The sequence below is a fragment of the Nocardioides mangrovicus genome, from assembly GCF_003674065.1.
Classification (GTDB): domain Bacteria; phylum Actinomycetota; class Actinomycetes; order Propionibacteriales; family Nocardioidaceae; genus Marmoricola; species Marmoricola mangrovicus.
The window spans coordinates 43597-62263 of record NZ_RDBE01000008.1 but is presented as its reverse complement, the minus strand read 5'-3'; the positions used below and the strand labels follow the sequence as shown (position 1 = coordinate 62263).

14 protein-coding genes are annotated in these 18667 nt (G+C 74.5%); 9 read left to right on the top strand and 5 right to left on the bottom strand.

Going from position 1 to position 18667, the window contains the following annotated elements:
• Positions 1-68: 68 nt before the first annotated feature.
• Positions 69-1364 carry a GAF domain-containing protein gene (locus D9V37_RS13070; protein ID WP_232524905.1) on the bottom strand — a complete coding sequence of 432 codons (1296 nt, stop codon included), beginning with the start codon at positions 1362-1364 and terminating at the stop codon, positions 69-71.
• Between the two features lie 85 nt (positions 1365-1449).
• Here D9V37_RS13070 and D9V37_RS13065 point away from each other — a divergent pair, with 85 nt between their 5' ends.
• Together D9V37_RS13065 and D9V37_RS13060 are read left to right on the top strand one after the other, a co-directional pair.
• Complete coding sequence (locus tag D9V37_RS13065) at positions 1450-2220, top strand: TrmH family RNA methyltransferase (protein ID WP_232524904.1); 771 nt, start codon at positions 1450-1452, stop codon at positions 2218-2220.
• 5 nt (positions 2221-2225) lie between these two features.
• Positions 2226-2840 (top strand): flavin reductase family protein, encoded by a 615-nt coding sequence (locus D9V37_RS13060; RefSeq protein WP_121806626.1) that lies wholly within the window; start codon positions 2226-2228, stop codon positions 2838-2840.
• Here D9V37_RS13060 and D9V37_RS13055 read toward each other — a convergent pair.
• Both D9V37_RS13055 and D9V37_RS13050 read right to left on the bottom strand, forming a co-directional pair.
• Positions 2821-3597 carry a hypothetical protein gene (locus D9V37_RS13055; protein ID WP_121806625.1) on the bottom strand — a complete coding sequence of 259 codons (777 nt, stop codon included), beginning with the start codon at positions 3595-3597 and terminating at the stop codon, positions 2821-2823. The two genes, D9V37_RS13060 and D9V37_RS13055, sit on opposite strands and share 20 nt — an antisense overlap.
• Before the next feature lie 41 nt (positions 3598-3638).
• Positions 3639-4223, bottom strand: a complete 585-nt coding sequence (locus D9V37_RS13050) for a hypothetical protein (protein WP_121806624.1) — start codon at positions 4221-4223, stop codon at positions 3639-3641.
• Positions 4224-4345: 122 nt separating this feature from the next.
• Here D9V37_RS13050 and D9V37_RS13045 point away from each other — a divergent pair, with 122 nt between their 5' ends.
• From D9V37_RS13045 to D9V37_RS13015, 7 genes are read left to right on the top strand one after another with little or no spacing between them, the layout of a single operon-like run.
• A complete protein-coding gene (locus tag D9V37_RS13045) occupies positions 4346-5041 on the top strand; it encodes a response regulator transcription factor (protein WP_121806623.1) in 696 nt (231 codons plus the stop codon).
• Positions 5034-6431 (top strand): sensor histidine kinase, encoded by a 1398-nt coding sequence (locus D9V37_RS13040; RefSeq protein WP_198412534.1) that lies wholly within the window; start codon positions 5034-5036, stop codon positions 6429-6431. The genes D9V37_RS13045 and D9V37_RS13040 overlap by 8 nt, the downstream gene beginning before the upstream one ends.
• The gene (gene fdhD / locus D9V37_RS13035) at positions 6428-7264 is read left to right on the top strand and encodes a formate dehydrogenase accessory sulfurtransferase FdhD (RefSeq protein ID WP_121806622.1); all 837 of its coding nucleotides are present in this window, start codon (positions 6428-6430) and stop codon (positions 7262-7264) included. The genes D9V37_RS13040 and fdhD overlap by 4 nt, the downstream gene beginning before the upstream one ends.
• A gap of 58 nt (positions 7265-7322) precedes the next feature.
• Positions 7323-8468: an exonuclease SbcCD subunit D gene (locus D9V37_RS13030; protein WP_121806621.1), complete on the top strand. Its 1146-nt coding sequence runs from the start codon at positions 7323-7325 to the stop codon at positions 8466-8468.
• Positions 8469-11489 carry an AAA family ATPase gene (locus D9V37_RS13025; protein WP_121806620.1) on the top strand — a complete coding sequence of 1007 codons (3021 nt, stop codon included), beginning with the start codon at positions 8469-8471 and terminating at the stop codon, positions 11487-11489.
• Complete coding sequence (locus D9V37_RS13020) at positions 11480-13024, top strand: TldD/PmbA family protein (protein ID WP_121806619.1); 1545 nt, start codon at positions 11480-11482, stop codon at positions 13022-13024. Before D9V37_RS13025 ends, D9V37_RS13020 begins: the two co-directional genes overlap by 10 nt.
• A complete protein-coding gene (locus D9V37_RS13015; protein ID WP_121806618.1) occupies positions 13024-14406 on the top strand; it encodes a TldD/PmbA family protein in 1383 nt (460 codons plus the stop codon). The genes D9V37_RS13020 and D9V37_RS13015 overlap by 1 nt, the downstream gene beginning before the upstream one ends.
• Positions 14407-14502: 96 nt before the next feature.
• Here D9V37_RS13015 and D9V37_RS13010 read toward each other — a convergent pair whose 3' ends face one another.
• Together D9V37_RS13010 and gcvP are read right to left on the bottom strand one after the other, a co-directional pair.
• Entirely contained in the window at positions 14503-15756 is a 1254-nt protein-coding gene (locus D9V37_RS13010; protein ID WP_121806617.1) for a serine hydrolase domain-containing protein, read from the bottom strand.
• Positions 15753-18620 carry an aminomethyl-transferring glycine dehydrogenase gene (gcvP, locus tag D9V37_RS13005; RefSeq protein WP_121806616.1) on the bottom strand — a complete coding sequence of 956 codons (2868 nt, stop codon included), beginning with the start codon at positions 18618-18620 and terminating at the stop codon, positions 15753-15755. The genes D9V37_RS13010 and gcvP overlap by 4 nt, the downstream gene beginning before the upstream one ends.
• Positions 18621-18667 lie beyond the last annotated feature (47 nt).

Below are 18667 nucleotides of genomic sequence, written 5' to 3'. Positions count from 1 at the left end.
CCTGTGACGCTAGGCACGGACCCGTTGCCCAGACGTTGCAGCGGTTCTGCGGTGCCTGTGAGGGCCCGCTACCCCAGCTCGAGGTCGAGCCGCTCCACGTGCCCGCTCACCTGCGCGTAGCGCGGCGAGGAGGCCGGCAGCACCTGCAGCGCGTGCTGCCAGACCTCGTAGTCGTCGCGGCCGTGGCCGGTGTCGGCGAAGGAGAGCACGGCGTCGGCGTCGGTGGCGGCGAGCACCGCCGAGCGCACCTCGGCGTGCAGCGCGTCGCGGATCTCCACCACACCCGGCGCGACCGACGACGGCAGCACCGGTCCCGGGTACGCCGCGACCGCGCGGCGCAGCTGCCCCGCGCGCAGCGCCGAGCGCACCTCCTCGACGTCGGTGGGCAGCGCCGCGGTGAGGCGGTAGGGCCGCGAGGCCAGCTCGGGCCCGCCCGTGAGCCCGGCCAGGATCTGGCGCAGCCGCGACACCTCGGCCCGCACGGTGACGGCCGCCTGGTCGTCCTCGCTCAGCGCCAGGGCGAGCTGGGCCGTGCTGAGCCCGTCGCGCGCGCCCGCGAGCACCAGCAGCACCTCGCTGTGCCGCAGCGAGAGCCGGCTGGTGCTGCCGCTGTGCTCCACCACGGCGGCGTTGCGACCCAGCACGCCGAGCCGTGGAGCGCTCCAGCCCGGACTGACGGCCACGTGGGCGCGTGCGCCGGACAGGCGCGCGATCCGCAGCTCCGCCTCGGCTGCTGCGGCCGTGGCGCGCACCAGCTGCAGGGCGTACGGCGTCGCCACCTCGGCGCTGCCGGTCACGTCGAGGACGCCCAGCATCGCGCGGCTGTCGGGGTCGTGGATCGGCGCGGCCGAGCAGCTCCACGGCGTGACCTGTCGTGAGAGGTGCTCGCCGGCGAAGATCTGCACCGGGCGCTCCAGCGCGAGCGCGGTGCCCGGCGCGTTGGTACCGGCCACGGCCTCGCTCCAGTCGGCGCCGGGCAGGAAGTTCATCGACTCCGCCCGCGAGCGCAGCGAGGAGGAGCCCTCGACGTAGAGCAGCTGCCCGGCGGCGTCGCTGACCGCCACCAGCAGCCCTGCGTCGGCGGCGCTCTCGACCAGCAGCCGCCGGATCACCGGCATCACGCTGGTCAGCGGGTGCGCCTCGCGGATCGCGGCCAGCTCCTCGTCGTCGAGCCGGATCGGCGCCTGGGCGAGCTCGGGGTCAAGACCGGAGGCGACGCTGCGGCGCCAGGAGTCCAGCACGAGCTGGCGCACGGCGCTCCCCGGGTCGCCGCAGTCCACGAACGCGTCGTGGGCGAGCGCGAGCAGGCGGCTGAGCTCCTGGGGGTCGGTCCCCGGAGGCATCGCCAGCTGCCCGGTACTCACGCCGCGAGCGTACGGCGTCCATGTGGCGCAGACCACAAGAAGCTGGGCAATGTCTACGCATCCTCGCGACGGGCAGACTGGTCCGGTGCGTGTGACCAGGCCCAACGCCCAGTTCCAGCAGTGGCAGGCGCTGCTGACCAACCGCACCAAGCGCCACCGCGAGGGCGCCTTCCTGGTGCAGGGCGTCCGGCCGATCACCCTCGCCGAGGAGCACGACTGGCAGGTGCGGACCGTGCTCTACGACGCCGACCGCCGGCTCTCGGACTGGGCCCGGGCTCTGGTCGGGCGCCACGAGGCGGTCGGGCTCTCCGCCGACCTGCTCGCCGAGCTGGCCGGCAAGGACGCCGAGGTGGTCGCGGTGGTGGCCACCCGCGACGAGCAGCTGCCGCCCGACGTGCCCGACCTCTTCGCGGTCTGCCTCGACCGGCCCTCCTCCCCCGGGAACCTGGGTTCCGTGGTCCGCTCGGCCGACGCCTTCGGTGCCCACGGCGTCGTCGTCGCCGGCCACGCGGCCGACCCCTACGACCCGCAGGCGGTGCGCGCCAGCACCGGGTCGCTGTTCTCGCTGCCGGTGGTGCGCAGCGAGCGACCCGACGACGTGCTCGACGCAATCGGCGACCGCGTCACCGTGCTCGGCAGCGACGAGACCGGCGACCTGGACCTCCACGCGGCGGACCTGACCGGACCGGTGCTGCTGGTCGTCGGCAACGAGACCCGCGGCATGAGCGCGGCCTGGCGCGAGCGGTGCGACCACGTGCTGCGCATCCCCATCCGGGGCTCGGCGTCGTCGCTGAACGCGGCCAACGCCGCCACCGTGCTCCTCTACGAAGCGGCTCGGCAGCGCCACCTATCCTGAGCGACATGGCGCGCCGCGTGTTCGACCTGGCCGACGACGACGTCGACGCCTACCCGCTGCTGAACTCCCTGGTCGTCCCGCGACCCATCGCCTGGGTCAGCACGCTGGACGCCGAGGGACGCGGCAACCTCGCGCCCCACTCGTTCTTCTCCGTGGCCAGCGCCGATCCGCCGGCGCTGATGTTCACCTCGGTCGGCGAGAAGGACACGCTGCGCAACGTCCGCGCGACCGGCGAGTTCGTGGTGAGCATCGCCTCCGCCGACCTGCTCGACCTCGTCAACGACTCCAGTGCGCCTTTCGAGCCCGGCGTGGACGAGGCCGGCGAGCTCGGCATCGCGCTGGCGGCCTCGGAGATGGTCGCGCCACCCCGGGTCGCCGACTCCCCGGCGTCGCTGGAGTGCCGGCTGCTCGAGGTGGTGCCGGTGGGCAGCAGCGCCGTGGTGATCGGCCAGGTGCTGGCCGTCACCGTCGACGACGCCGCGCTCGACGGCGACCACCCGATGATGGACGAGCTGCGTCCGCTCTCACGGCTCGGCCGCAACGAGTGGGGCCGCCCGCCCGAGGTGTTCGCCCTGGACCGGCCTCGCACCACCGACGACGTCAGGCGCAGCCGGAGCTGAGCAGCTGGTGCTGCGGGATGTCGGGGAAGTCCTGACCGAGGTCGTTGTGCAGCACGTTGTCCTTGAGCTCGCGCTGACCGGCGACCTTCAAGACGGTGCCGTCGACGGCGTAGGTCGTGGACACGATGTCGTAGGCCGGCGCGATGCCGACGGGCTTGTGGGCCACCGCCCGGATGACGGTGATGGTGCCGTCGGCGCACTGCAGCTTGTAGCCGGCGGCCGGGTCGGTGGTGTCGGTGGCGACGAAGGGCAGCAGCGTGCGGCCGTCGACCTTCAGCTCGACCAGCTTGCCGTCGGCGTAGCCGTAGAGGTGGTCCTGGTAGCCGCCCCGCGGGTGCGTCTCGCGGACGATGACCAGCTGGCCCGTCCGCCCGGGCACGGTGAGCGGCTTGATCGACGTGGGCTGCAGCGAGCCGACGTCGGTGGCGGTCTTCAGGTCCGCGGCCACCAGCTGCGCCTGGCACTTCCCGCTCGCGGCCTGGAAGTTCACCTGGTCGGGCTTCCCGTCGCCGTCGAGATCGGCGGTCCCGGTCTTGCTGATGGCGCCGACGCAGAGCTCCGCGCTCGGGGAGGCCTTCGGGGCGGTCGACGACGAGGAGGCCGCGGACTCCGAGGCCGGTCGGGCGCCGCAGGCGCCGACGGCGAGCAGTGTCGTGGCCAGGGCCGCGGACAGCGCCGTGTACCTCGGTGCGTTCCTCGCTGCGTCGATCCTCATGCCGGTGGGACGCACCCGGTCGCGCGGCGGTTCCAGCGTCATACCCCCTGGTCGCCCGAGCGACCAGGACGTATGACGTCCGGCTAGCCCTCGCTGTCGGAGCTGCTGCCGGAGCTGTCGTCGGAGCCCTTGCTGGGGCTGGCCGACGGTGCGGCCGCGGGTCCGCAGCCGGCCCGCGGTGCCGGAGCGCACCCCGCCTTCGGTCCGCCGCTCGGCGGCTTCGGCGCCTTCTCACCGGCCTTGGGCGAGGGCGCGCCACTCGGCGGCGTCGGGGCCTTCTCACCGGCCCTCGGCGAGGGCGCCCCGCTCGGCGGAGTGGGCGCCTTCTCGCCCGCCTTGGGCGAGGGCGCTCCGCTGGGCGGCGTCGGGGCCTTCTCCCCCGCCTTCGGCTTCGGGCAGCTGCTCGCCGACCCCGACGCGGAGCTCGAGGCGGAGTCGGACGCAGCGGCGGTGCCGCTGCCGGCCACCGAGCTGGTGGCGCCGCTCGCGCCACCGGCCAGGGCCGGGACGGCGAACGCCACCACGGCGCCCACCGCCACGGCGGCCCCGGTGCCGAGCGCCAGGGTGCGACGCCGGGGGGTGCGACGTCGGGGCAGCACCGTGGTGTCGTCGGGCCGGTCGTCGGGTGCGGGGCCGATGGGGCGCATGGGCTGGGTGTCGTCGTTCATGGGCTTCCTTCCTGTGGGGACGTCTCCGACCCTGTGCGCCGGACCTGAAGACGACCTCAATCCGCCCAGCGCGCAGGCGACTTCTTCAGGTGGTCTTCAGACGCGCCCGGCATGCTCGTGGAGTGAGTGCCACCGCCCGCCTGCTGCTCGTCGAGGACGACGAGTCGATCCGCACGTCACTGGCCGCCGCCCTGCGGGCCCGCGGCTTCGAGGTGCTGGCGCTGCCCGACGGCGACTCGCTCGAGGCGGCGCTGGAGCGCTTCGCGCCGGCCCTGGTGGTGCTCGACTGGATGCTGCCCGGACGCGACGGACCGGCCCTGGTCACGGTGGTCCGGCGCCGCAGCGCGGCCGGGATCGTCATGCTCACCGCGCGCGAGTCGGTGACCGACCGGCTGCGCGGCTTCGACGTCGGCGTCGACGACTACGTGGCCAAGCCGTTCGTCACCGAGGAGCTGGTGGCGCGGATCCGGGCCGTGCTGCGTCGGCTTGGCAGCATCCCGGCACGGGTGGAGGTCGACGACCTGGTCATCGACGAGGCGGCGGGCGCGGTGACGCGCGGCGGCGAGCGCGTGGCGTTGACCGCCACCGAGTTCCGGCTGCTGACCCACCTGGCCGCCCACCGCGACCAGGTGCTCTCGACGGCGCAGATCCTGACGCAGGTGTGGGGCTACGACGACTACGCCGACAACCTGGTGCAGGTCCACATCAGCGCGCTGCGCCGCAAGCTCGAGGCGCACGGCGAGCGGCTGGTGCACACCGAGCGCGGCCTGGGCTACGTGCTGCGCACGCCCGCGCACGCCCGGAGCACCGGTGGCTGAGCCGCTGCGTACGCCGTCGCTGCGGCGCCGGGTGACGCTGGTGGTGCTGGTCCTCATCGCGGCGATGCTGGTGACGCTCGTGGCGGTCAGCGAGGTGGTGCTGCGCAGCCGGCTGGAGAACCAGCTGCGACAGCGGCTGGTCGACCGTGCCGTGGTGGCCGACGCGCTCGTCGACCGGCTCAGCGGCCGCGACCTGAGCCGGCGGCTCAGCGGCGACGGGGTGTCGGTCGCGCTGACCACCGCCTCGGGGAAGACGTACGCCGAGGGTCCGCCGCCGCCGGGGAGCCGACCCACCGCCTCGCCGCCGGCCGCGCGTCCGAGCCCGGTGGCGGGGGTGGCGGCCACGACGCAGGACGTCACGCGACGCGGCAGCGAGCTGGTCATCCGGCACACGCTGACCGATGGCAGCGCGCTGGTGCTCAGCGTCGACACCCGCGACACCGCCGCCACCCTGCGTCAGGTGCGGCTGGTGCTGTGGCTGGCCGCCGCGCTCGTGCTGCTGGTGGCGGCGGTCGCCGTGCCGCTGGTGGTCTCGCGCGCGATCGCGCCGCTGCGCACCTTCACCGACGTCGCACGGTCGATCGGCCACGGCGACCGCGACCGGCGGCTGCGACCGCGACAGCCGGGCACCGAGCTGGGACGCACCGCGGTGGCCTTCGACGCGATGCTCGACGACGTCGTCGGCGCCGAGCGGCGGGCGCTGGACTCAGAGGACCGGCTCCGGGCGTTCCTCTCCGACGTCGCGCACGAGCTGCGCACCCCGCTGACCGGCATCCAGGCCTCGGGCGAGCTGCTGCTGCGCGAGGACCCGCCGCGCACCGAGCGTGAGGCGACGCTGCTCGCGCTGCTGCGCGAGAGCGGTCGCGCGACGCGGCTGGTCGAGGACATGCTGCTGATGGCCAGGATCGACGAGGGCCTCCAGCTCGAGCCGCGTCCAGTCGCGCTGCGGCCGCTGGCCGAGCAGGTGGTGCAGGACGCCCTCGCACGTCATCCGGCCGCCCGACTCGAGGTGAGCGGCGACGACGTCGAGGTGCGCGGCGACCCGGACCGGCTGACCCAGGTGCTGGGCAACCTGGTCGACAACGCGCTGCACGCCGGGGCCGGCACCGTCTCGGTCACGGTGCGCGCCGATGCACCGGACGACGTGGTCGTCGACGTCGACGACGACGGGTCCGGGGTGCCGGCCGAGGACCGCGAACGGATCTTCGAGCGGCTGGTGCGCCTGGACGACGCCCGATCGCGGCACGCCGGTGGCGCCGGGCTGGGTCTGCCGATCGCGCGCGGCATCGTCCGCGCCCACGGCGGGGAGCTGGTCTGCCAGGACGCACCCGTCGGCGGCGCCCGCTTCCGGGTGACGCTGTCTCACCTGCTGCCTAACCTGGAGCCATGACCTCGACCCGACCCGGACCGAGCGTGCGGGTCCGCGTGACCGAGCTCGACGGCGAGCGGCGTACGCGCCATGAGGACCGCGTGGTCACCGAGGAGCCGCTGGAGATCCGGCTGGCCGAGCCGGGCGTCGAGGTGCGGCGGGTCAGCGTCACCATGCGCACCCCCGGCCACGACTTCGAGTTGGCGGCCGGCTGGCTGCGCCACGAGGGGGTCGTCGCCGAGCACGACGACCTGGCCCAGGTGGCCTACTGCACCGACGTCGCGCTCGCTCCGGAGCAGGAGCTCAACGTCGTCACCGCGACCCTGCGGCGCGAGGCCCGGCGCGACCCCGGAGCCCGCTATCCCGGCATCACCGCGGCCTCCTCGGCGTGCGGGGTGTGCGGGACGCAGAGCATCGAGGAGGTCTTCGCGGCCGTCGGCCCGGCGCGAGCACCCCGCCTCGACCTCGACGACCAGCTGCTGCGCCGGCTCCCCGACGCGATGCGCGAGCAGCAACGGCTCTTCGACCGCACCGGGGGTCTCCACGCCGCGGCCCTCTTCGACGCCGACGGCCGGCTGCTCGTGCTGCGCGAGGACGTCGGCCGCCACAACGCCGTCGACAAGGTCACCGGGGCGCGCCTGCTCGCCGACGAGCCGACCACCGGCCGGCTGCTCACCGTCAGCGGCCGGATCGGCTTCGAGATCGTGCAGAAGGCGGTGGCCGCGGGCGTCGGTGCGCTGGTGGCGGTCGGGGCGCCGACGTCGCTGGCCGTCGACCTCGCCGACCGGGCGGGGCTGCCGATGCTGGGCTGGGTGCGCCAGGGTCGCGCGGTCGTCTACACGGGCTCGATTTGACCGGTCGGCCGAGCGTGGCGGTCGGGCTTTCGTCGGTGGGCTTCCCTAGCGTGAACCCGTGCGCCTCCTCCACACCTCCGACTGGCACCTGGGCCGGTCGTTCCTCGGGGTCGGGATGCTCACCCACCAGGCTGCGTTCGTCGACCACCTGCTGGAGGTGGTCGAGTCCGAGCGGGTCGACCTGGTGGTCCTCAGCGGCGACGTCTACGACCGCGCCCTGCCGCCGGTGGAGGCGGTGGAGCTGTTCGAGGACGCGCTGGTGCGGCTGGCCGACTCGCGCGCCGAGGTGGTCGTCACCAGCGGCAACCACGACTCCGCGCTCCGGCTGGGGTTCGCCTCGCGGCTGATCGACCAGGCCGGGGTGCACCTGCGCACGCACAGCGACGGCGTCGGCGTGCCAGTGCTGCTGCACGACGAGCACGGCGAGGTGGCCGTCCACGGCATCCCCTACCTCGAGCCCGACCACCTGCGCGAGCCCTGGCAGCTGTCCGCCCGCAGCCACGCCGCGGCGCTCGTGGTCGCGATGGAACGGGTGCGCGCCGATCTGGCCACCCGCACCGCCCGGTCGGTGGTGCTCGCCCACGCCTTCGTCGCCGATGCTGCGGCCGACCTGGCGCCCAGCGAGTCCGAGCGCGACATCTCGGTCGGCGGTGTGCAGCTGGTGCCGCTGGCCACCTTCGCGGGCGCCGACTACGTCGCGCTGGGCCACCTGCACGGCCGCCACACCCTGAGCGAGACCGTGCGCTACTCCGGCTCGCCGCTGGCCTACTCCTTCTCCGAGGCCGGCCACACCAAGGGCTGCTGGCTCGTCGATCTCGGTCCCTCCGGTATGAGCGGCGCCGAGTTCGTCGCGGCTCCGGTGCCCCGCCCGCTGGCCCGGCTGCGGGGGACGTTGGAGGAGCTGCTCACCTCGCCGCGGCACGCCGGCGCCGAGGGCGCCTGGGTGCAGGCCAGCCTCACCGACGACGTCCGCCCGCCAGGAGCGCTCCCGCGCCTGCAGCGCCGGTTCCCGCACCTGCTCTCGCTGGCCTTCGAGCCGAGCTCGCCGAGCACGCCGGCGCTGCCTTCGGCACGTTTCGCCCCCGGTCGCTCCGACCACGAGATCGCGCTCGACTTCGTGCACGAGGTCCGTGGCCGTGTGGCCGACGAGGCCGAGTCCGCGCTGCTGCTGGCCGCCTGCGAGCACGTGGCACGGGAGGTCTGAGTGAGGCTGCACTCCCTCCAGATCACCGCCTTCGGGCCGTTCGCCGGCACGGTCGAGGTCGACCTGGACGCCCTCGGCCAGGCGCAGGTGTTCCTGCTCTGCGGCGACATCGGCGCCGGCAAGACGATGGTGCTCGACGCCGTCTGCTTCGCGCTCTACGGCGACGTGCCCACCGACCGCGGCCGGGCCAGGTCGCTGCGCAGCCACTTCGCCGCCGAGGGCGTCGCGCCGCGGGTGGTGCTGGAGGCCAGCGTCGGCGAGCGGCGGCTGAGGTTCACCCGCTCTCCCGCCTGGCAGCGACCGAAGAAGCGCGGCGCGGGCACCACCACCGAGCAGCCGTCGGCCCTGGTGGAGGAGCACGTCGCGGGGCGCTGGGTCGCGCGGGCCACGCGGCTCGACGAGGCCGGTGCGCTGGTGGGCGACCTGCTCGGCATGACGCTGCCCCAGTTCACCCAGGTCGCGATGCTGCCGCAGGGCCAGTTCGACACCTTCCTGCGCGCGTCGTCGGAGGACCGCCAGCGCGTGCTGACGCGGCTGTTCCGGACGCACCGGTTCGAGGAGGTCGAGCGCTGGCTGGCCGAGCGCCGCGCGACGCTGCGTCGCTCCGGTGAGGCGCGGCAGGCGCAGGTGGCAGGGCTGCTCCACCGCGTCAGCGAGACCACCGCCAGCCCGCTGCCCGCGTGGGACGACCTCGGCCTCGCGGTCGACGAGCGCGAGGTGGACGTATGGCTCGCCGGGCTCGACGCCGCCGCCGCGGAGCGAACGACGCTCACCGCCGCCGACCTGGTCGGCGCCACCGCCGACCTCGACGCGGCGGTGGCCGCCGAGTCGGCCGGGCGTCGGATCGCCGGGCTGCGCGAGCGCCACGCCGTCGCCACCCGCCGCCGGGCCGAGCTCGACGCCGACCTGGCCGCCCACCGTCGCGACGCCGCCCGGCTCGCGGCCGCGCGCAGGGCCGCGCTGGTCACCGAGCCGCGGCGGGCCGCCGAACGTGCGCACGACCAGGTGGCCTCCGCCGCGGCCACCCTCGACCGCGCGCTCGCCGAGGTGACCGCTCTCCCGGGCGAGGAGACCCCCGACCCCGCCACCCTCGACCGTCGTGCCGTGGCCGCGGCCGAGCGCGCCGCCCTGGCCAACGGCTTCGTGCCCCGCGCCCGCGAGCTCGCCGACGTGCGGACCCGGCTGGACGAGCTCGGCCACCGTGTGCGGCAGCTGACCGCACGCCGCGACGCCTTGGCGGAGCGGTCGGCCGCGCTGCCCGGCGAGGTGGCGCTCGCGGAGCGGTCACTGACCGAGCGGGCCGCCCTGGCCGCACGCGAGCAGGCGGTGCGCGAGCAGCTGATCGCCCTGGCCCGCCGGGTCTCCCGGTTCGCGACGATGACAGAGCTGCAGTTCCAGGTCGAGGACTTCACCGCCCGGCGCGACCAGCAGCAGGTGGTCGTGCTCGACCTGCGCCAGCGGCTGCTCGACGTCCGCGAGGAGCGACTGCTCGGCATGGCGGCCGAGCTCGCCTCGGCGATGGCCGTCGGTGCGAGCTGTCCGGTGTGCGGCTCGCACGACCACCCCCATCCGGCCGTGCCGGCGGCCGGCGCCCCGGACGACGACGCCGAGCAGCAAGCGCAGTCGGCGCTCGACGACGCCGAGGTGCTGCTGGAGACCCACCGCGACCAGGTCCGCAGCTACACCGGACGGCTGACCGCGATCACCGAAGAGCTGGCCGAGCACACCGAGGCCGAGACGGTCTCGGCCCTGGAGGTCGCCCGCGTGGAGCTGGCCGGTGCCGAGGACGCCCGCGGCGGGCTGGCCGAGTCCGAGCAGACCGTGGCCTCATTGCGCGAGGACCTCGCGGCCACCCGCGAGCAGGCCGGGCGCACCGAGGCCGACCTCGCCGTCGCGGTCGAGCAGCACACCACGGCCGAGCGGGTCGTCGAGCGACTGCTGGCCGAGCTGGCCGAGGTGCTGCAGGGCGAGGCCGCCCAGGACGACGTGGTGGCCTCGGTGCAGCAGCACGCCCGCAGCGGACAGCGGGCCGCACGCTCGCTGGCCGCCGCGCGCGACGCCCTGGCCCGCCACCGCCAGCTGCTCGACCACGCCGAGGCAGCCGACGCGCACGCCGACGAGGTGGCGCGTGCCCAGGGTTTCGCCGACGTCGTCGAGGCGGCGGGGGCCGAGCTCGAGCCGGACGGTGTCGCCGACCTGGAGCAGGCCGCCGCCCGCCGGGCCCGCGACGAGGCGGCGGTGAGTGCCACGCTGGCCGATCCGGAGGTGCGTGAGGCCGCCGAGGCGACGCCCGTCGACGTCGGCGGGCTCGAGGCGCGACGTCACCAGGCCACCGTCGCGCACGCCCGGGCCACCACCGCGGCCGACGTCGCCGCGCGACAGCACGCCCGGCTGGTCGAGCAGGGCGCGGCGCTGCACGAGCTGCTCGCGGCATGGCGCCCCGAGCGCGAGGACTACGCCGTCGTGCGGTCGCTGAGCGAGCTGGCCGAGGGCAAGGGACCCGAGAACACCGCCCAGGTGCGACTCTCGGCGTACGTGCTGGCGGCCCGGCTGGGCCAGGTCGTGGCCGCGGCCAACGAGCGACTGACGCCCATGACCGGCGGCCGCTACCTGCTCGAGCACACCGCACGGCGCGGCGTCGGCGAGCGGCGCGGCGGGCTGAGCCTGCTGGTGCAGGACCTCTGGACCGACGCGCTGCGCGACCCGGTCACGCTTTCGGGCGGCGAGACGTTCCTGGTCTCCTTGGCCCTGGCGCTCGGCCTGGCCGACGTCGTGAGCGCCGAGGCCGGCGGCGTCGTGCTCGACACGCTCTTCGTCGACGAGGGCTTCGGCTCGCTCGACGGCGACACCTTGGAGCTGGTGATGGACACCCTCGACGAGCTGCGCTCGGGCGGTCGCGTCGTCGGCGTGGTGAGCCACGTGCCCGAGCTGCAGACCCGGATCCCCGCCCAGCTGCGCGTGCACAAGGGCCGTGAGGGGTCCTGGCTGGAGCTCGGTCTAGGCTCGCCCGCATGTCGCTGACGCCTGCGGACCCGGCCGCACGCATCGACCCGACCTTCACCGCGCTGCCCTTCCGGCGGATGGCGGAGGCGGCCCTCAACCGGGCCCGCGACTTCGGCGTCGCCCACGCGGACTTCCGCTTCGAGCGGGTGCGCTACCAGGACTTCTCGGTGCGCGACGGCGTCCTGGAGGGCGCCGAGGACAGCCAGGACCTCGGCTTCGCGGTGCGGGTGCTGCACGAGGGCGCCTGGGGCTTCGCCTCCGGGGTCGTGCTCAGCCGCGACTCCGCGATCACCGTGGCCGAGCAGGCGGTGCGCGTCGCGCAGGTGGCGGCGCGGATGACGCGCATCCCGATCGAGCTGGCGCCCGAGCCGGTCTACAGCGAAGCGGCCTGGTGCTCGGCCTACGACGTCAACCCGCTCGAGGTGCCCCTGGCCGAGAAGGTCGACGCGTTCCGGCACTGGACCTCGCGGCTGGTCGCGGCCCCCGAGGTCTCCCACGCCAGCGGCTTCTTGCAGCAGGTGCAGGAGAACAAGTTCTACGCCGACCTCACCGGCACCACGACCACCCAGCAGCGGGTGCGGCTGCAGCCGGGCCTGGAGGTGCACGGCACCGACGCGGCGAGCGGCACCTTCGACTCGATGGCCTCCATCGCGCCGCCGGCCGGGCGCGGCTGGGAGTACGTCGCGGGACCCGACGCCTGGGACTTCGACGACGAGGTCAAACGGCTGCCCGGCCTGCTGGCCGAGAAGCTGGCCGCGCCGTCGGTCGAGCCCGGCACCTGGGACCTCGTGGTCGACCCCTCGAACCTCTGGCTGACCATCCACGAGTCGATCGGCCACGCCACCGAGCTCGACCGCGCCCTGGGCTACGAGGCCAACTACGCCGGCACCTCCTTCGCCACCCTCGACCGGTTGGGCACGCTGCAGTACGGCTCGCCGGTCATGCACGTCACCGGCGACCGCACCACCGAGCACGGCCTGGCCACGATCGGCTACGACGACGAGGGCGTGGCCACCCAGGCCTGGGACATCGTCCGCGACGGCGTGCTGGTGGGCTACCAGCTCGACCGGCCGATGGCCGCCAACTACGGGGCCGAGCTCAACGGCGGTCGCTCCAACGGCTGCGCCTACGCCGACTCCCCCGGCCACATCCCGATCCAGCGGATGGCCAACGTCTCGCTGCAGCCCGACCCCGACGGTCCGAGCACCGACGGGCTCATCGCCGACGTCGAGCGCGGGATCTACGTCGTGGGCGACCGGTCGTGGTCGATCGACATGCAGCGCTACAACTTCCAGTTCACCGGGCAGCGGTTCTACCGCATCGAGAACGGCCGGCTCGCCGGCCAGCTGCGCGACGTCGCCTACCAGGCCACCACCACGGACTTCTGGGGCTCGATGGAGGCGGTCGGCGGGCCGCAGACCTACGTCCTGGGCGGGGCCTTCAACTGCGGCAAGGCCCAGCCGGGCCAGGTCGCGGCCGTCAGCCACGGCTGCCCGAGCGCGCTGTTCCGCGGCGTCCGCATCCTCAACACCGCCGAGGAGGGGACCGCCTGATGCCCGCCTACGCCACGCCCCAGGAACTGGCCGAGCACGCGCTGGCCACCACCACCTCGCCGGAGTGCGTCGTCGTGGTGGGCGATGCCACCTCTACCAACCTGCGCTGGGCCAACAACACGCTCACCACCAACGGCGTCATGCACGAGGTCGGCGTCACCGTCGTCGCCGTCCGCGAGGGCGCCACCGCCTCGGTCTCGGGCACCGCCGCCACCACCGAGCAGGTCACCGCCCTGGTCGAGGCCGCCGACGCCGCCTGTCGTGCGGCCGAGCCCGCCGAGGACCGCAACCCGCTGGTGGAGGGCGACGCCGCCGCCGACTGGGACCTGCCTCCCGGCCAGACCTCGATCGACGTCTTCGCCGGCTTCGCGGGCGAGCTGGGTGAGGAGTTCGGCCGGGCCGAGGCCGAGAACCGCGTGCTCTACGGCTTCGTCAGCCACGGCGTCGGCACCACCTACCTCGCCTCCTCCACCGGACTGCGGCTGCGGCACGAGCAGCCGACCGGCCACTACGGCTGCACCGGCAAGACCGCCGACCTCACCGCCAGCGCCTGGGTGGGCGGGGCCACCCGCGACTTCGCCGACGTCGACGCGCACACGATGGCCGACACCCTGGTCACCCGCCTGGGCTGGGCCGAGCGCCGCGTCGACCTCCCCGCCGGTCGCTACGACACCATCCTACCGCCGGCAGCCGTCGCCGACCTGATGATCGACGCGTACTGGTCCATGGGCGGCCGCGACAGCTTCGAGGGCCAGACCGTCTACTCCGGGCGCACCGGCGGCACTCGTGTCGGCGAGCGGATCGCTCGCGAGGGCGTCGGGCTGTACTCCGACCCCGGCCACCCGGCCCTGCAGTGCGCGCCCTTCGAGGTGGCCACCTCCTCCTCGGGCAACGCCAGCGTCTTCGACAACGGCCTCCCCCTCACCCGCACCCCGTGGCTCGACGACGGCGTGCTGACCTCGCTCATCACCACCCGCCACTCCGCGGCCATGAGCGGGCTCTCGGTCACCCCCGGCATCGACAACCTCGTGCTGGAGATCGACGGAGCCACCGGCGGCTGGGAGGACCTGGTGCGCGACGTCGAGCGCGGCCTGCTGCTGACCTGCCTGTGGTACATCCGCGTCGTCGACCCCCAGACCCTGCTGCTCACCGGCCTCACCCGCGACGGCGTCTACCTCGTCGAGAACGGCGAGATCACCGGCGCGGTCAACAACTTCCGCTTCAACGAGTCCCCGGTCGACCTCCTGCGCCGCTTCTCCGCCGCCTCGGCCACGCAGCCCAGCTTCAGCCGCGAGTGGGGCGACGACTACTTCTCCCGCACCGCCACCCCGGCCCTGCGCATCCCCGACTTCAACATGTCGAGCGTGAGCGAGGCCCTGTAGCCGCCGTCGGCGGTGGGCGCGCCGAAAGCCGGTGGTTGAGCAGCTCTGCGAGCCCTGGCGAGCAGGCGCGTCGAAACCACCCCACCGCCCGCCGCCTCACCGCCCGGACGGGGTCCGGGTGAACTCGTAGGTCTCGGTGACCAGCCGCTCGACGGTACCTGCGGGACCGCGCACCACCTCGAGCTCGGTCCGGTCGGTGCCGGTCCAGCGGCCCTCGTGCAGGTGGTACTCCTCGTAGGCCACGTCGCCGCGCAGCTCGACCAGCTCCAGCTGCTCGTCGTTCCAGCGGAGCTCGAAGGCCCGCTCGCCCCAGCACCACGGGCCCAGCAGCTCGGCGACGTCGGCGGGGACGGCGGCCGTGGGGCGCCACGGCACCCGGCCGGGCTGCGGGTCGAGGGACTCCCCCGCGGCCAGCGCCTCGAGCATCGCGGTGGCCAGCGGCAGCGAACGCTGGCCGGTGGTGGCGTCGGCGAAGCCGACGTAGGCGGTGCCGGCGGCGCGGTCGCAGAAGAACGAGGCCATGAAGCCGGGCATGGTGCCGGTGTGGCCGACCAGGCCGGTCGGCGAGATCCGGAACCCCAGCCCGTAGCCGGAGCCCGGCAGTACCTCGGTCGAGGCCTCCTGCAGCACCGCGAGCGGCAACACGTCGGGGTGCCCGCGCAGCACGAACCCGGCGTACGTCGCCAGGTCGGCCACCGTGCTCCACAGCTGCCCGGCCGGCGCCATCGCGCCGGTGTCGGAGTCCGGCTCCGCACACAGCTCGCCAGTCAGATGCGCGACGCTCCAGCCCTGGGCCCGCGGCGCGACCGGTGCGTACGACGTGCGCCTCATCCCCAGCGGGTCGAGGATCCGGGTCTGTACCAACGACGTCCACGAGGCACCGAGCACGCGCGCGGTCACTTCGCCGAGCAACCCGAACCCCAGGTTGCTGTAGCGGTACTCGACCCCCTCGTCGGCCATCGGCGCGAGGTCGGCGTTCTCGACCGCCAGCGAGGCGAAGTCGCCGCGACCGTAGCGCTCCCACCACGCGCCGGCGGGTTCCGCGGGCAGCCCGGCACTGTGCGAGAGCACCCCACGCAGCGTCCGGTCACCGAACGGCGCCTCGGGCACGTACGTCGACAGTGGCGCGTCGAGCCGCAGCAGCCCGGCCTCGCGCGCCTGGAGCAGCAGCACGGCGGTGAGCGTCTTGGTGATCGAGCCGATCCGGTACTGGGTGTCGCTCACCGGTCCGGGCACCTCGCCGACGCCGCCGCACCAGGCGAGCTCCCCGCCGCGCACCAGGCCGCCGACCATCGACGGCAGCCGGCCCTCGCGCTGCGCCTGCCCCAGCAGCGTGGCCGGTGCGCTCATCCGGCCGCGAACTCCTCCACCGGCGGGCAGGCGCAGAACAGGTTGCGGTCGCCGTAGGCCTGGTCGATGCGACCCACCGGCGGCCAGTACTTGTCGGGGTCGGCTCCGGCCGGGAAGGCGGCGAGCATCGCGTCGTAGCCCAGCGTGCCCGACAGCGCCGCCTCCGCGGTGTGGGGAGCGCCCCGCAGCGGCGACTCCTCCGGAGTCCACTCCCCCGCGGCGACCCGGTCGATCTCGGCACGGATCGCGACCATCGCGTCGCAGAACCGGTCCAGCTCGGCGAGGTCCTCGCTCTCGGTGGGCTCGACCATGAGCGTGCCGGCGACCGGGAAGCTCATCGTCGGGGCGTGGAAGCCGTAGTCGATGAGTCGCTTGGCGACGTCGTCGACGCTGACGCCGGTGGCCTTGGTCAGCCCGCGCAGGTCGAGGATGCACTCGTGCGCCACCAGGCCGTTGTGGCCGGTGTAGAGCACCGGGAACGCCTCGCGCAGCCGCACGGCGACATAGTTGGCGGCCAGCACCGCCACGGCGGTGGCCCGGGTGAGCCCGGCGCCGCCCATGAGCCGCAGGTAGGCCCACGAGATCGGCAGGATGCCGGCCGAACCGTACGGGGCTGCGCTGATCGGGCCGATGCCCTCGCGACGGTCGGCGTCGGGGTGCACCGGGTGCGAGGGCAGGTACGCCGCCAGGTGCTCGCGCACCGCCACCGGGCCGACGCCGGGACCGCCGCCGCCGTGCGGGATGCAGAAGGTCTTGTGCAGGTTCAGGTGCGAGACGTCGCCGCCGAACTCACCGGGCTTGGCGTAGCCGAGCAGCGCGTTGAGGTTGGCGCCGTCGACGTAGACCTGGCCACCGGCCTCGTGCACGATCCGGCACAGCTCGGTGATGCCGTCCTCGTAGACGCCGTGCGTGGAGGGGTAGGTGACCATGATCGCGGCAAGGTCGTCGCGGTGGGTCTCGCACTGCGCGCGCAGGTCGTCGAGGTCGACCGCACCCTCGTCGGTCGCCTTCACCACCACCACGCGCATCCCGGCCATCACCGCGGACGCCGCGTTGGTGCCGTGGGCCGACGACGGGATGAGGCAGACGGTGCGGGCCCCCTCGCCACGCGCCCGGTGGTAGCCGCGGATCGCCATCAGGCCGGCCAGCTCGCCCTGCGAGCCGGCGTTGGGCTGGATCGAGACCTGGTCGTAGCCCGTCACCGTGGCCAGCCAGCCCTCCAGCTGGGTGACCAGCTCCCGGTACCCCGCCGCGTCCTCGGCAGGGGCGAACGGGTGGAGGTCGGCGAAGCCGGGCAGGCTGATCGGCTCCATCTCCGTGGTGGCGTTGAGCTTCATCGTGCACGAGCCCAGCGGGATCATGCCGCGGTCCAGCGCGTAGTCGCGGGCCGAGAGCCGGCGCAGGTAGCGCAGCATCGCGGTCTCGGAGCGGTGGGTGTTGAACACCGGGTGGTCGAGGTACGCCGTGCGACGCAGCAGCTCGGTCGGCAGCGCGTCGGGGGTGCGGCCGTCGATCTCGGGCAGCTCGGCGGCGCTCACGCCGAACGCGCCGAGGACGGAGGCCACGACGTCGAGGTCGGTGCGCTCGGAGCACGAGACGCCCACGTGGTCGGCGTCGACCAGCCGCAGGTGCGCCCCGGCCTCGCGGGCGGCCGCCACGACGGCCTCGGCGCGACCGGGCACCCGGGCGAGCACGGTGTCGAAGAACGCGCCGTGCACCACCTCGACGTCGCTCTCCTGCAGGGCCGCGGCGAGCACCGCGGCGCACCGGTGGGTGCGCTGCGCGATCGCCTTGAGCCCCTCGGGACCGTGGTACACCGCGTACATCGCGGCGGTCACGGCCAGCAGCACCTGCGCGGTGCAGATGTTGCTGGTGGCCCGGTCGCGGCGGATGTGCTGCTCGCGGGTCTGCAGCGCGAGCCGGTACGCCTGGTGCCCGGCGTTGTCGACCGAGACGCCGACCAGCCGGCCGGGCAGGTGACGCTCGAGCCCCTGGGCCACCGCCATGAACGCGGCGTGCGGTCCTCCGTAGAACAGCGGGACGCCGAAGCGCTGGGTGCTGCCGACCACCACGTCGGCCCCGAGCTCGCCGGGCGACTCCAGCAGCGTGAGCGCGAGCAGGTCGGCGGCCACGACGAGCAGACCACCGCGGTCGGCGACGTCCTCGGCCAGCCCACGCGGGTCGAGGATGCGGCCGGAGGCGCCGGGGTACTGCAGCAGCGCCCCGCACACCTCGCCGTCGGGCAGGCCCTCGGCCAGGTCGGCCACGACGACCTCGATGCCCATCGCGGCCGCGCGCGTGCGCACCACCTCGATGGTCTGGGGCAGCGCGTCGGCGTCGACGACGAACGGGCCGGCGGCCTTGGGACGCGCCCGCCGCACGAGCGTCATCGCCTCGGCCGCGGCGGTGCCCTCGTCCAGCAGCGAGGCGTTGGCGGTCGGCAGCCCGGTGAGGTCGGCGACCATCGTCTGGAAGTTCAGCAGCGCCTCGAGCCGGCCCTGGGAGATCTCGGGCTGGTAGGGCGTGTAGGCGGTGTACCAGGAGGGGTCCTCGAGCACGTTGCGCCGGATGACCGGCGGCGTGAGCGTGCCGTGGTAGCCCAGCCCGATCATCGGCTCCAGCGGCCGGTTGCGCGCGGCCAGGGCCGCCAGCTCGGCGGCCACCTCGGCCTCGGTACGGGCGGCGCCGAGGTCGAGCGGCAGCTCCTGGCGGATGCCGGCCGGCACGGCCGCGGCCATCAGTGCGTCGAGCGAGTCGTGCCCGACGGCGCGCAGCATGGTCGCTACCTGGGCCTCGTCGGGGCCGATGTGGCGGATCGCGAAGGACTGCTCGCCGAGCTGATCGAGCGTGAGGTGGTCGGACAACGAGGCTCCCGGGGGTGGCGGTCGGTTGCCTCCCCTTCAGTCACCCG

Coding starts and splice junctions, on each gene's coding strand:
- fdhD (WP_121806622.1), top strand. CDS start 6,428: ATGACCTCGACCCGACCCGGACCGAGCGTGCGGGTCCGCGTGACCGAG.
- D9V37_RS13055 (WP_121806625.1), bottom strand. CDS start 3,597: ATGACGCTGGAACCGCCGCGCGACCGGGTGCGTCCCACCGGCATGAGG.
- D9V37_RS13050 (WP_121806624.1), bottom strand. CDS start 4,223: ATGAACGACGACACCCAGCCCATGCGCCCCATCGGCCCCGCACCCGAC.
- D9V37_RS13060 (WP_121806626.1), top strand. CDS start 2,226: ATGGCGCGCCGCGTGTTCGACCTGGCCGACGACGACGTCGACGCCTAC.
- D9V37_RS13010 (WP_121806617.1), bottom strand. CDS start 15,756: ATGAGCGCACCGGCCACGCTGCTGGGGCAGGCGCAGCGCGAGGGCCGG.
- D9V37_RS13020 (WP_121806619.1), top strand. CDS start 11,480: ATGTCGCTGACGCCTGCGGACCCGGCCGCACGCATCGACCCGACCTTC.
- D9V37_RS13015 (WP_121806618.1), top strand. CDS start 13,024: ATGCCCGCCTACGCCACGCCCCAGGAACTGGCCGAGCACGCGCTGGCC.